The 12,307-nt window shown below is 42.7% G+C and carries 9 protein-coding genes; 7 read left to right on the top strand and 2 right to left on the bottom strand.

Going from position 1 to position 12,307, the window contains the following annotated elements; translation table 11 throughout:
- Positions 1-167: 167 nt before the first annotated feature.
- The 6 genes from gltB to C9I86_RS15815 all read left to right on the top strand — a co-directional run bounded on the left by gltB (position 168) and on the right by C9I86_RS15815 (position 9,488).
- The gene (gene gltB, locus C9I86_RS15840) at positions 168-4,631 is read left to right on the top strand and encodes a glutamate synthase large subunit (protein ID WP_107276897.1); all 4,464 of its coding nucleotides are present in this window, start codon (positions 168-170) and stop codon (positions 4,629-4,631) included.
- 14 nt (positions 4,632-4,645) lie between these two features.
- Positions 4,646-6,055 (top strand): FAD-dependent oxidoreductase, encoded by a 1,410-nt coding sequence (locus C9I86_RS15835; protein WP_080158504.1) that lies wholly within the window; start codon positions 4,646-4,648, stop codon positions 6,053-6,055.
- A 173-nt stretch (positions 6,056-6,228) separates the two neighbouring features.
- On the top strand, positions 6,229-6,927 hold the full coding sequence (gene mtnN / locus C9I86_RS15830; RefSeq protein ID WP_080158505.1) for a 5'-methylthioadenosine/S-adenosylhomocysteine nucleosidase: 699 nt from the start codon (positions 6,229-6,231) through the stop codon (positions 6,925-6,927).
- Between the two features lie 26 nt (positions 6,928-6,953).
- Positions 6,954-7,916, top strand: coding sequence for a cobalamin biosynthesis family protein (locus tag C9I86_RS15825; protein WP_107276896.1), 963 nt, complete (start codon positions 6,954-6,956; stop codon positions 7,914-7,916).
- Positions 7,916-8,752 (top strand): vitamin B12 ABC transporter substrate-binding protein BtuF, encoded by an 837-nt coding sequence (gene btuF / locus C9I86_RS15820; RefSeq protein ID WP_107276895.1) that lies wholly within the window; start codon positions 7,916-7,918, stop codon positions 8,750-8,752. Before C9I86_RS15825 ends, btuF begins: the two co-directional genes overlap by 1 nt.
- A gap of 124 nt (positions 8,753-8,876) precedes the next feature.
- Positions 8,877-9,488 carry a trimeric intracellular cation channel family protein gene (locus tag C9I86_RS15815; protein ID WP_080158508.1) on the top strand — a complete coding sequence of 204 codons (612 nt, stop codon included), beginning with the start codon at positions 8,877-8,879 and terminating at the stop codon, positions 9,486-9,488.
- Positions 9,489-9,616: 128 nt separating this feature from the next.
- Here C9I86_RS15815 and C9I86_RS15810 read toward each other — a convergent pair whose 3' ends face one another.
- Positions 9,617-10,237, bottom strand: coding sequence for a DedA family protein (locus C9I86_RS15810; RefSeq protein ID WP_080158509.1), 621 nt, complete (start codon positions 10,235-10,237; stop codon positions 9,617-9,619).
- A gap of 304 nt (positions 10,238-10,541) precedes the next feature.
- Here C9I86_RS15810 and C9I86_RS15805 point away from each other — a divergent pair, with 304 nt between their 5' ends.
- On the top strand, positions 10,542-11,855 hold the full coding sequence (locus tag C9I86_RS15805; RefSeq protein WP_107276912.1) for a peptidoglycan DD-metalloendopeptidase family protein: 1,314 nt from the start codon (positions 10,542-10,544) through the stop codon (positions 11,853-11,855).
- Positions 11,856-11,938: 83 nt separating this feature from the next.
- Here the strand turns inward: C9I86_RS15805 and erpA are convergent, their stop codons facing one another.
- Positions 11,939-12,280 carry an iron-sulfur cluster insertion protein ErpA gene (gene erpA, locus C9I86_RS15800; protein ID WP_045036017.1) on the bottom strand — a complete coding sequence of 114 codons (342 nt, stop codon included), beginning with the start codon at positions 12,278-12,280 and terminating at the stop codon, positions 11,939-11,941.
- Positions 12,281-12,307 lie beyond the last annotated feature (27 nt).

The raw sequence follows: 12,307 nt of genomic DNA, 5'->3' as shown, positions 1-12,307 counted from the left end.
TAATAAAAACCAGTTAATGGTTATAAGTGTCATTTGTTAGCAATATTTGACCTTTTTGTAAATTATCGTTAGTTTGAAATATCGTAGGAGGCAAAATGAGTAATCAAGATTGATTTTCATTTTGCAGTAAAACTGTTTACAGCAAACAGGAGCAAGGGAGAATTGCAATGTCACTGTATAACCCATCACTAGAAAAAGATAACTGTGGCTTCGGTCTTATCGCCCACATTGAAGGCGAAACTAGCCATAAACTTGTTCGTACCGCAATATCTGCCCTCGATCGTATGACTCACCGAGGAGGAATTGCCGCGGATGGAAAAACTGGCGATGGCTGTGGCTTATTAATTAAAAAGCCTGATAATTTTTATCGTATTATTGCCGCAGAAAAGCAGTGGAATCTATCGCGTGAATTTGCGGTAGGAATGATATTCCTCAGTCAAGATCCTATCCTTGCTCAACATGCACGTGAAATTATCAACGAAGAGTTGATCACCGAAACCTTATCCATTGCGGGTTGGCGTGAAGTACCGATTAACTCAACTGTCCTCGGGCCAATAGCACAACAATCATTGCCAACCATTGAACAAGTGTTTATCAATGCCCCTGCGGGATGGAAACCACGGGACATTGAACGTCGGCTTTATATTGCTCGGCGTCGAATTGAAAAACGTATTACCGATGATAAAGAGTTCTATATTTGTAGCCTCTCAACCCAAGTCACGGTCTACAAAGGGTTATTTATGCCCGCTGATCTGCCTAAATTTTATCAAGATTTAGGCGATATTCGATTAGAGTCCTCGATCTGCTTATTCCACCAGCGTTTCTCAACCAATACTCAACCGCGATGGCCATTAGCACAACCATTCCGTTACTTAGCCCATAATGGTGAAATTAATACCATTACCGGTAACCGCCAATGGGCACGTGCACGCGCTTATAAATTTAGCTCGCCACTGCTGCCCGATTTAAAAACAGCGGCGCCATTTGTTAATGAAACCGGATCTGATTCATCAAGCCTTGATAATATGCTGGAGCTATTTTTAGCCGGCGGGATGGATCTCTTCCGTGCGATGCGAATGCTCGTGCCACCAGCATGGCAAAACCACCCAGATATGGATCCCGCATTACGTGCTTTTTATGATTTTAACTCCAAGCATATGGAACCATGGGATGGTCCTGCAGGTATTGTAATGTCAGATGGTCGTTACGCGGCGTGTAATCTTGATCGTAATGGCCTTCGCCCTGCGCGTTATGTGATCACCAAAGATAAACTGATCACCATCGCTTCTGAAGTCGGCATTTGGGATTACACCCCAGATGAAGTGGCAGAAAAAGGCCGCGTTGGCCCCGGTGAACTATTGGTTATCGATACTAAATTTGCCAAAATTTGGCATTCACAAGATATTGATAACGAACTGATGAGCCGCCATCCGTATAAGCAATGGATGGATACTCATGTTCAACATTTAGTGCCCATTGAGCAGTTAGATGATAGCCATATAAGCCAACGTAGTTTGGATGATAATCAGCTTAATACTCACCACAAACAATTTAATGTCAGCCGAGAAGAGCTCGATCAAGTGCTGCGAGTTATTGGTGAAAATGGTCAAGAAGCCACAGGCTCAATGGGTGATGATGCACCAATGGCAGTATTGTCGTCACAGCAGCGTCCTATCACCGACTATTTCCGTCAAATGTTTGCGCAAGTCACTAACCCACCGATCGATCCTTTACGTGAAAAGCATGTAATGTCGCTTGCGAGCTGTATTGGTCGTGAAATTAATGTGTTCTGTGAAACCGACAGTCATGCTCAACGAGTGGCATTTAAGTCACCAGTGTTGCTGTATTCTGATTTAAAACAATTATTGGATCTCGATCAGCAATACTACGCCAGCAATCAGCTCGATATTAATTTTGATCCACAACAAACCGATCTTGAGCAAGCGATTATTAGCTTATGTGATAAAGCGCAGCAGTTAGTTGAACAAGGGGCGGTACTGATTGTGTTATCCGATCGCAGCATCAGCAAAGAGACTCTGCCGATTCCAGCCGCAATGGCGGTAGGTGCCGTTCAACGCCGATTAGTCGATAACAATTTACGTTGTGATACCAATATTGTGGTTGAAACCGCTACCGCACGCGATCCGCATCAATTTGCGGTGTTGTTTGGTTTTGGTGCTACGGCGGTTTACCCCTACCTTGCCTATGAATCATTGGCAAAAATGGTCGATAGTAATGTCATTAACAAGCCTTATCGCGAGGTGATGATCAACTACCGTAATGGTATCGATAAAGGCCTGTTTAAGATCATGTCCAAAATGGGTATCTCAACCATTTCCTCTTACCGTTGTTCAATGTTATTTGAAGCTATTGGCTTAGGTGATGACATTATTGAGTTGTGTTTCAAAGGGGTTTCAAGCCGTATTGCTGGCGCTGATTTTAGTGATATTCAACAAGATCTGCACAACCTTGCGCGTACAGCATGGCTAAAACGCAAACCGATTGATCACGGCGGCTTACTTAAATATGTTCACGGTGGCGAGTTCCACGCTTATAACCCGGATGTCGTTTCAACTTTACAAAAAGCGGTTAAATCTGGCGATTATCAAGATTATCTCGCTTTTGCAGAGCAAGTAAATCATCGCCCTGTAGCCGCTATTCGTGACTTATTGGCCTTAACGGATAACCATAATCCAATTGCGATTGAGAACGTAGAAGCCGCAACGGAATTGTATAAGCGCTTTGACTCAGCAGCGATGTCGATTGGCGCCCTAAGCCCAGAGGCACACGAAGCATTAGCAATTGCAATGAACAGGTTAGGCGGTTGTTCTAACTCAGGTGAAGGTGGTGAAGATCCACGTCGTTTTGGTACTGAGCGTAACTCACGTATTAAGCAAGTGGCGTCTGGTCGCTTTGGCGTCACTCCGCATTATTTAGTCAATGCCGATGTGATCCAAATTAAAATCGCGCAAGGGGCAAAACCCGGTGAAGGCGGTCAACTTCCGGGGCATAAAGTTACCACTGAAATTGCCAAGTTACGCTTTGCCGTACCTGGCGTGACCTTAATTTCCCCACCTCCACATCACGATATTTATTCGATTGAAGATCTGGCGCAACTAATTTTCGATCTCAAGCAGGTCAATCCCAAAGCGTTGGTGTCTGTCAAACTGGTATCAGAACCCGGCGTTGGCACTATCGCGACAGGTGTTGCCAAAGCTTATGCCGATTTAATCACGATCTCAGGTTATGACGGTGGTACGGGCGCAAGTCCACTGACGTCAGTCAAATATGCAGGTAGCCCGTGGGAGCTGGGTCTAGCTGAAACCCAACAAGCATTGGTCACTAACGGTTTACGACATAAGATCCGTCTGCAAGTGGATGGCGGCTTAAAAACAGGGCTCGATGTGGTTAAAGCAACGATTTTAGGCGCAGAAAGCTTTGGTTTTGGTACCGCGCCAATGGTGGCACTTGGGTGTAAATACCTGCGTATTTGTCATCTAAACAACTGCGCAACAGGTGTGGCGACACAAGATGAAAAACTGCGTCGTGATTTCTTTAAAGGCTTACCAGAACAGGTAATGAATTACTTTATTGGTGTTGGCGAAGAAGTTCGACAATTATTAGCCCAACTTGGAATCAAACAATTAACCGATTTAATCGGTCGCACTGATTTATTGCAACAACTGGATGGTTTTACCGCTAAACAATCAAAACTGGATTTAAGTCCACTATTGGTCGCACCGACACCACAAGCAGGTAAAACCTTATATTGTAGTGAAGCCAATACCCCATTTGATGATGCGCAGTTAAGCCAACAATTATTGGATCATACGCTAAGTGCAATAGAAACGCGCAGCGGCGGTAATTATCACTTCCCAATTTGTAATACAGATCGATCAATTGGCGCGCGCTTATCCGGTGAAATCGCTCATCGCTATGGTAATCAAGGCATGGCATCAGCACCGATTACACTCAATTTTGTCGGTACTGCAGGGCAATCTTTTGGCGTTTGGAATGCTGGCGGTGTAAACCTTAATTTAACCGGTGACGCTAACGACTACGTTGGTAAAGGTATGGCCGGAGGCAAAATAGCTATTCGTCCGCCACTTGGCTCGTCATTTAAATCCAATGATGCCACCATTATTGGCAACACTTGCCTATATGGCGCTACAGGTGGCAAATTATTTGCAGCAGGTAAAGCAGGAGAACGTTTTGCGGTCCGTAACTCAGGGACGATAGCGGTAGTAGAAGGGGCTGGTGATAACGCTTGTGAATATATGACTGGCGGAATTATCGCTATTTTAGGTAAGACTGGCGTCAATTTCGGCGCCGGAATGACGGGTGGCTTTGCGTATATCTTAGATGAAGATGGTGATTTTGCAGGACGCGTAAACCCTGAGTTAATTGAAGCAGTCGCACTTGATCAACTCAAAATCCATCAAGAACATTTACGCGGATTAATTGATCGTCACCTGCAAGAAACAGGCTCAACTCGTGCGCATGAAATTTTGGCTAACTTTGACCAATGGATTCCAAAATTCTACCTTGCAAAGCCAAAGTCAGCGGATATCAATACGCTGTTAGGTCATCAAAGTCGTTCAGAATCTGAACTACGTCTTCAGGCACAATAAGGGAGGGAAACCAAATGAGCCAGAATGTTTACCAATTTATTGATGTCGAGCGTATCGACCCACCTAAAAAAGCGATTCAAATTCGAAAAATCGAGTTTGTCGAAATTTATGAGCCCTTTACCGAGCAGCAAGCGGGAGCACAAGCAGACCGTTGCCTCGATTGTGGTAACCCTTATTGTGAGTGGAAATGTCCCGTACATAACTACATTCCACAATGGTTAAAGCTTGCTAATGAAGGCCGAATTATTGAAGCGGTAGAGTTATCACATCAAACCAATACCCTGCCAGAAGTCTGCGGTCGCGTTTGTCCTCAAGATCGCTTATGTGAAGGGGCATGTACCCTTAATGACGATTTTGGTGCAGTCACAATTGGTAATGTTGAAAAATACATTACTGATAAAGCGTTTGAAATGGGGTGGAAACCCGATATGTCAGGCGTTGAACTAACAGATAAAAAAGTCGCCATCATTGGTGCAGGTCCTGCAGGATTATCATGTGCTGATGTTCTAGTACGTAACGGCGTAAAACCAGTGGTATTTGATCGCTACCCTGAAATTGGCGGCTTACTGACGTTTGGTATTCCTTCGTTCAAATTAGAAAAAGATATTATGGTCAATCGCCGTCGTGTCTTTACTGAAATGGGGGTTGATTTCCAACTTAATACTGAAGTCGGTAAAGATATCAGCATTGACACCCTACTCGCTGATTATGATGCGGTTTTCTTAGGGGTCGGCACCTATAAAAATATGCGTGCTGGACTTGAAAATGAAGATGCTAATGGTGTTTACGACGCACTGCCATTCTTAGTCTCTAATACTTATAGAGTAATGGAACTTAACCAATCACAGCCTTTTATTGATATGCAAGGCAAGCGAGTTGTCGTCCTTGGTGGTGGTGATACCGCAATGGATTGTGTCCGTACCTCAATTCGCCAAGGCGCTAATAACGTTATCTGCGCTTACCGCCGTGACGAAGCCAATATGCCAGGCTCCAAACGTGAAGTGAAAAATGCACGAGAGGAAGGGGTTAAGTTTATGTTTAACCTGCAACCATTAGGCATTGAGGTCGATAGTTCAGGTAACGTGGTTGGCGTTAAAGTCGTAAAAACCGCCTTAGGTGACGCTGATGCTGCGGGTCGTCGACGCCCTGAACCCGTTGCCGACAGTGAACATGTCTTAGCGGCTGATGCGGTGATTATGGCATTTGGTTTTCAACCACACGCCATGCCTTGGCTCTCGCCTTATGATGTCGAGCTCGATCAATGGGGCCGAATTAAAGCCGCTAACACTGAGTTTGCTTTCCAAACTACCAACCCTAAAATCTTTGCTGGCGGTGACGCGGTACGTGGTTCTGATTTGGTAGTCACCGCCATTGATGAAGGCCGAAAAGCCGCTGATGGTATTCTCGATTATTTAAATCTATAACCAACCGCCCCATAAATACGCGTAATTAACCCCACAGTTGTATTTACAACGGTGGGGTCTTTTTGTGATTAGCCGAGTTTTGGCGAGAGTTTTGGAATAATGATTATGGCTCATGCTACAATCTTAGCCATATCAGCACGGCAAGTGCACCCCATCAAAAAGAGATACCATTCATGAAAATCGGCATTATTGGCGCGATGGAACAAGAAGTTGCCATCCTTAAAGATCAACTTACTGACTGTGAAATCCATAATACAGCAGGTTGTACTATCTACACTGGCAAACTTAACGGTGCAGATGTGGCATTACTGCAATCAGGTATTGGTAAAGTATCTGCAGCAATAGGTACGGCTGTTTTACTTGACACCTTTAAGCCTGATGTAGTGATTAATACTGGTTCTGCTGGCGGTTTCGAATCAAGCTTGAACGTGGGTGATGTAGTTATTTCAACAGAAGTACGTTACCACGATGCTGATGTAACTGCATTTGGTTACGAAATTGGTCAAATGGCACAACAACCTGCCGCTTTCCTGTCTGATGAAAAATTAATGTCTGTTGCAGAACAAGCACTAGCAGCATTGCCACAACCACCACACGCGGTTCGTGGTTTAATTTGTACTGGCGATGCTTTTGTATGTTCAGCTGACAAGCAAAACTTTATTCGTACTCATTTCCCAACTGTAGTTGCAGTTGAAATGGAAGCCGCTGCCATTGCGCAAGCTTGTCACCAATTTAAGGTGCCATTTGTGGTTGTACGCGCAATTTCTGATGTTGCCGACAAAGAATCACCAATGAGCTTTGATGAGTTCCTGCCACTTGCAGCACAGAGTTCTTCCGTAATGGTCGCTAAAATGGTTGAATTGTTAAACTAATAACATCAATGAGATGATAACTACTGATGACAACTTCGGCATTTATCGCCTCATTGACAACCAATAGCTCCCTGCTAGCTTTGTGGGGAGCATTAGTATTACATTGGTTATTACCCATCCCCTATCCTATGCACCCATTGCGTATCTGGCACCGTTTAGCCCTATTAATAGCAGCACGGGTCAACCATCCTCATGATAATTACGCTCAGCGATTATTAGCGGGTTATTTAGCTTGGGCATTAATGTGGCTTACTGTAGTGGTGTTATTATTCGCGACCAGCCAATTAGTGTGGTATCCCACTTTATTTCAATTAACATTATTATGGCTTGCCCTTGATTGGCAGCATACCAGCCAACTTAGCCATCAATTTAATTATGCTTATGGTCACAACGATAAAGCTCAATGTCGTCAATTGCTCGCCCCTTATCTTAATCGAAATACCACTGTATTATCCCTGCTTGGTTTAGGCAAAGCTGGCGCTGAAACCATCATTTTAAGCTATGGCAGGCATGTGGTTGGAGTTTTGTTTTGGTATGCGATCGGTGGTGGCATTGCTGCTATTTTATATCGATTAGCCATTGGCCTTGCACGAGCATGGTCACCGACACGTACTCAGTATGCGGTATTTGGATATCCAGCAATACGTATTGCAGCAATACTTGATATTCTACCGCTGCGCTTATTTGCTTTATTATTAAGTATGGGGCGTAATAGCCGTGTGGCAATAAAAGGATTACGGCAGCAAGGTGAAAACTGGCACTTACCCGGTCCCGGTTGGTTATTAGTGGTTATCGGTTATAAGCTCGCCTTATCTCTCGGTGGTCCAGCAATTTACAATAATGTCAAAATGGAACGACCTCGCCTTGGTGGTAGAATTACACCCGCCGCGCTACACATTGCACAAATACAACAACTCATCACTCAGCGACTTTATGTATGGGTCGTACTTGAAAGCTTATTATTATACTTTTTTAGTGGAATTTTATAGTGCGCATCTTATGTCTATTTATGTTGATTATCAGCACCATTACGCCAAGTATTGCAGCCACGTTAGCGCAACAAACCCAACGGATTATTAGCTTATCACCGCATACCACTGAAATGGCTTATGCGGCTGGATTAGGAAACAAGCTTATAGCAGTCAGTGCTTACAGTGACTACCCTCCCGCAGCTGAAAAATTAGAGCGTGTAGCAAATTATCGCGGTCTTAAAATGGAGCGTATTTTAGCGCTAAAACCTGATTTGATTTTAGCTTGGCAAGGAGGAAATCCAAGCCGAGAATTAGCACGTTTAGAACAACTTGGGATTAAAATACTCTATTCAAACCCAAAAACATTGGTCGATATTCCCAAGACATTAGAACGACTGGGGCAATATGCCGATTCACCACAGATTGCACAGCAAGCTGCCGCTGAATTTAGACATCAATTACAACAACTGCAACTAACCAATCACAATAAACCTAAAGTACGCTATTTTTATCAATTAGGTTCAACGCCATTAATGACCGTTGCCGATAGTGGCTGGCCAAGTCAAATTTTTCAATTTTGTGGTGGCGACAATATTTTTGCAAATAGCAGTGTGGCCTACCCGCAAGTTAACCAAGAGCAAGTGATTGTTCGTCAGCCTCAAGTGATATTTAGTGCTCAACCAATCGCTGACACTCAACAATTATGGGCACAATGGCAACATCAACTGGTTGCATTTAAGCAACAACACATTTATCAACTAAACACTAACTGGCTAAATAGACCCACACCACGAACGTTACTTGCCATAAAACAAGTCTGTACCTTATTCGATCAAGTACGAGGCGATCACTAATCACACTATTGCGATAAACCCTGTGAATAATCTCACAAAGCATTTCATTATGGTTGTTACTGACGAATTTATTCGTACAATCTCTGCCGCTTAACTCAACTTCATTATTCTTGTAGGTACAGAGATGCTCATTTATTTTCTCGATATGTTTGGCACTGCCATTTTTGCTGCATCAGGTGTACTTATGGCAGGACGACTACGTATGGATCCTTTTGGCGTCGTGGTACTTGCAAGTGTAACAGCCATTGGTGGTGGTACTATTCGAGATATGGCATTAGGGGCAACCCCTGTTTTTTGGATTCATGACACCAACTATTTATGGGTAATTTTTATCACCTGTATCATCACCATGATCGCATCTCAACGCCCACGTCGAATGCCATGGTATTTTCTACCTGTTGCCGATGCTATCGGCCTTGCGGTATTCGTTGCTATTGGTGTTGAAAAATCATTACGTTATGGTGCATCACCACTAGTCGCGGTTATTATGGGTGTGATCACTGGATGTGGCGGTGGCGTTATTCGAGATGTTTTAGGTCGTGAAGTGCCGATGATTTTCAGAACGGAAGTTTATGCTACTGCTTGTATTATTGGCGGTACCATTCATACCCTTAGTTTATCACTGGGAGTCCTACCGTCGATGGCTGCCATTATGGGTATTATTACCACCCTTTCGATTCGCTTAGCCGCTATTCGTTGGAATCTTTCTTTACCCACTTTTGCTCTGCGTAATTAACCTAACGTAATGACACCACTGATAATAAAAAACCGCCACTATGTAACATGGCGGTTTTTTTATATCTTTTGTTTATCATTTATTAAACATAGCGTTATTGCTTAATAGTCATGATATTGAGATAACAACTATTCTTCAATAACAACTCGACTACGTTGAAAACGGCGGTAAACCAGCCAGACAATAGCAATAACGATAACCGCAGCAACAATCCAACATTGAGTTTGATATTTATGATAAAACGCCAAAATAGGTGCGACTTCGTCACGTAAATAAGCAGGCGCAACACCAAACACAAGTAACCACACGGTCACAGCAAGAAAGTTACCCGTAAAGAACAATTTAGCGGGCATTGCTGCAATACCACAGCCAATACACATAAATTGCTTAATACCTTCCACAAAACGGCTAATGATCAGCCCTAACATACCATAGCGATCGATAAAACCATGTAATTTGGTTAATGTTTTAGGCTTAATCCATTGTTTTCGAGTGACAACGTGTCCAAATTGACGCCCAATAAAATAACCAATGCTATTACCAATAAAGCTGGCGCTCCAGCCAACCATCAATACCGCGGGTAATGACATTTTTCCTGATGCCGCTAATAAACTTGCCACAACCAATAATGACTGTCCTGGTGCGGGAATCCCCATCCCTTCAACCGCAATTGCCAGCGCTAAAATATAATAGCCATATTGCTGCAGCAATGGCGTGAGTTCAGTAATAATATGTTGAATCGATTCCATGGCCAGTCTATGTCAGAAAAAAGAATTTGAATTTGTGATGATAGACCGAATTTAACAGAGACTCTAACGATCAAAGCTAAAAATTAAGCTTACAAAAATGAACTAATTTAGAAAAATCAACTCTCAGTAGATAAGAATATGTTTTGCAGCAAGATAAAGGTTCATTGTAGCTTGTTGTAAAAGTAACCATTTTGGGTTACTTCGACAAATTTTATAAAAACAATATTGAATATTTGGTCTTCAATAGCACCTGATATTGAAAGCCGTTACACTTAATATTATTTATTTTTTATCTAGTACCATCATGAATGGAAGCTCATTACCTCGTATGCCAAGAATAAATAAAATACTGATAGGGATAATCAGTAGTGCGGTTATTGCGCTTATTGTGGCTCCTGAAATTTATGCAGAGCCACCTGCTAAAACTGAATTTAAATATCAATTAGGTCAGCACTATCCGCTCGCTTTATCACCATCATCAGCGACTACGGCTAAACACCTACCACACTCAGCGTTAGTATGGAAAAACCATATCGTCGAAAATGGTGAAAGTTTAGCTATCGCATTTGATAGTGTTGGTTTAGACAGTGCTCTATTACATCAAATTGTTACAACCAACAGTAAAACCAAAAAACTGACGTCACTGCGCCCTGGGGATAAATTGAATTTTGGTTTTGATGATGCGGGTAAATTAATGGAATTACACCAACCATTAACCAACCTTGAAACCTTAATCATCAAACGTAATCGTGATAACAATGACTTTACTGCCACAATAACGAAACAACAGATAGAAACTCAAACCAATTATGCGCAAGCAACCATTGACTCTAGTTTCTGGAGTGCCGCAGATAAAGCAGGATTAACAGCCAATCAAATCATGGAAATAGCAGCGCTGTTCGGTTGGGATATCGACTTTGCACTTGATATTCGTGCGGGGGATAAATTTGAAGTGTTATTTGAACAACATTACCTTGATGGCAACCCGATAGATCACGGTAATATTTTAGCTGCCACGTTTACCAATATGGGACAAACATTTACGGCAGTCCGCCATGATAACGGTAAATATTATGATAAAGATGGTCAGGCGATGCGAAAGGCTTTTCTTCGCTCACCAATCAACTTCCGTTACGTCAGCTCTAACTTTAATCCGCGTCGGCTACATCCGGTAACCAAACAAGTAAAAGCCCACCGTGGCACCGACTATGTAGCTCCGATTGGCACCCCTATTTGGGCAGCGGGTGATGGTGTTGTTATCGAATCAAGTTATAACCAATTTAATGGTAACTATGTCTTTATTCGTCATAATGGCAACTATGTCACCAAATATTTGCACATGACGAAACGCATGGTGAAAAATGGCCAGCGCATTAAACAAGGACAAACTATTGGTACCTTAGGCGGAACAGGACGAGTGACGGGCCCGCATTTGCATTATGAATTCTTAGTTAACGGTCAGCATCAAAATCCACGCACTGTTGATTTGCCCCAAGCGCATTCACTTTCAGGCTCAACACAAACCGTGTTTAAGCAGCAAGCAGGTGACAAACTAGAACAGGTAAAAAGCTACAGTCACTTATTAGCAAACAACGGTATTTTATTACCACAAAGCTAATTAATGGCTGTAATAGCTATCCATATTCAAAAAAAAAGCCGTCAGATAGACGGCTTTCTTTATAATACAAACAGATCACAGTATTACACGCTAAATGACGCACCACAGCCACATGTTGTGGTGGCATTAGGGTTATTCACAAAGAAGCGCGAACCTTCTAAGCCTTCAGTGTAATCAACAACACCACCCACTAAATACTGTAAGCTCATTGGATCAACAACTAATGTTACACCATTGTTTTCAATAGTCATATCACCATCATTGACTTTTTCATCAAATGTAAAGCCATATTGAAACCCACTACAACCACCACCTGTAATATATACACGTAGTTTTAATTCTGGATTTTCTTCTTCAGCGATAAGCGTTTTTACTTTATTAGCAGCCACATCAGAAAAAGTCAGCGGCAAATTAACATCGCTCATTACAAAACCTCTCAAACACTTCCATTA

It is taken from the genome of Photobacterium sp. NCIMB 13483, assembly GCF_003025475.1.
GTDB lineage: Bacteria > Pseudomonadota > Gammaproteobacteria > Enterobacterales > Vibrionaceae > Photobacterium > Photobacterium piscicola.
Note: the sequence above shows the minus strand (reverse complement) of the source record. Positions and strands in the feature narration are given on the sequence as shown.

Bases quoted from the DNA above. Each gene is read 5' to 3' on its own strand.
- C9I86_RS15815 (WP_080158508.1), top strand. From the start codon at position 8,877: ATGCTCATTTATTTTCTCGATATGTTTGGCACTGCCATTTTTGCTGCA.
- C9I86_RS15835 (WP_080158504.1), top strand. From the start codon at position 4,646: ATGAGCCAGAATGTTTACCAATTTATTGATGTCGAGCGTATCGACCCA.
- C9I86_RS15805 (WP_107276912.1), top strand. From the start codon at position 10,542: ATGAATGGAAGCTCATTACCTCGTATGCCAAGAATAAATAAAATACTG.
- gltB (WP_107276897.1), top strand. From the start codon at position 168: ATGTCACTGTATAACCCATCACTAGAAAAAGATAACTGTGGCTTCGGT.
- C9I86_RS15810 (WP_080158509.1), bottom strand. From the start codon at position 10,237: ATGGAATCGATTCAACATATTATTACTGAACTCACGCCATTGCTGCAG.
- C9I86_RS15825 (WP_107276896.1), top strand. From the start codon at position 6,954: ATGACAACTTCGGCATTTATCGCCTCATTGACAACCAATAGCTCCCTG.
- erpA (WP_045036017.1), bottom strand. From the start codon at position 12,280: ATGAGCGATGTTAATTTGCCGCTGACTTTTTCTGATGTGGCTGCTAAT.
- mtnN (WP_080158505.1), top strand. From the start codon at position 6,229: ATGAAAATCGGCATTATTGGCGCGATGGAACAAGAAGTTGCCATCCTT.